Below are 1,190 nucleotides of genomic sequence, written 5' to 3' on the forward strand. Positions count from 1 at the left end.
GTGAAGAGCTGCTCCAGCCACACCGTCAGCTCCTCCGGGCGGTAGGGCTTGTGCACCACGCGCGCCACGCCCAGCTGACGCGTGAGCAGTTCGTGGCTCTTCAGGTCCTTCCAGAAGGCGGAGGCGAAGAGCACCGGCAGCCCGGGCTGCGACTGGCGCAGCTCGCGGATGAAGTCCGCGCCCGTCATGCCCGGCAGCAGGCCGTCCACGATGGCGGCGTCCACCCGCTGGGCCTGGAGCACCGCGCGGGCCTCGGCGGCGGAGCGCGCGGGGGTGACCTGGTAGCCCTTCTCGCGCAGGAAGGCGCAGACGAGCGTCTGGAGGTCGCGGTCGTCCTCCAGGAAGAGGAGCATCTTGGCGTGGGGCGCGGTGCTCATGGCATCGCCTTTCGGGGGTCGAGCGCCGTGGTGTCACGGCGGGCCAGCAATCCGTTGAGCAGCTCCCGCACGGAGGCCACCAGCTCCTCCTCCGAGGAGCGCGCCTTCGTCAGGTGTCGGGTGACGCCCAGGGTGAGCTGGCGTTGGTCGGTGCGCGACAGCTCCCGGCCGGTGAAGACGATGAGCGGCGTCGCGCGGCCCTTGCCCTGGCGCAGGATGTCCACCACCTCGAAGCCGTCCAGCCGGGGCAGCCCCACGTCCAGCACGATGAGGTCCGGGGGCGTGTCGCGCGCGAGCGCCACCGCGCTCTCCCCGTCCGCCGCTTCGATGCACAGCGCGCCCAGCCGTTCGAACTGCGCGCACAGCACCCGGCGCGTCGTGGCGTCGTCGTCCACCACCAGCACCCGCGCCTGGCCCGGCTGGCGCATGGCGTATCTCAGCGTCTTCAGCAGCCGGGTTTCATCCACCGGCCGGGGCAGCCAGTCCACCAGCAGGGGCGTGCCCACGCCGGCCGCGCCCTCCGTCGAGCGGCCGGACAGCGCCAGCACGGGAAGTTCGCGCGTGCGGGGCAGCTCGCGCAGCCGGCGCAGCCAGTCCAGCACGTGGCCCTCCGGCATCTGCGTGTCCACCACCAGCGCGTCCGGCAGCGCGTGCTCCACCGCCTGCACGGCCTCCGCGAGCGTGGCGGCGCGCACCACGCGGTAGCCCTCGTGCGACAGCAGGCCGCGCAAGAGCGCGGACAGGTCCGGATCCGCGGTGACGAGCAGCACGTTGTGGCGCGACTCGTCCCGGGGCAGGGGCGTGGGGGCGCCG

General features: G+C 73.4%; 2 protein-coding genes. Both read right to left on the bottom strand.

Annotated elements, in window-relative coordinates:
• On the bottom strand, window positions 1-377 hold a 377-nt coding region (locus D7V97_RS43150), incomplete at its 3' end, for a response regulator (RefSeq protein WP_147445266.1).
• A partial coding sequence (locus tag D7V97_RS43155; protein ID WP_147445267.1) for a response regulator occupies window positions 374-1,190 on the bottom strand: 817 nt, incomplete at its 5' end. The genes D7V97_RS43150 and D7V97_RS43155, both read right to left, overlap by 4 nt.

It is taken from the genome of Corallococcus sp. CA053C (assembly GCF_003611675.1).
GTDB lineage: Bacteria > Myxococcota > Myxococcia > Myxococcales > Myxococcaceae > Corallococcus.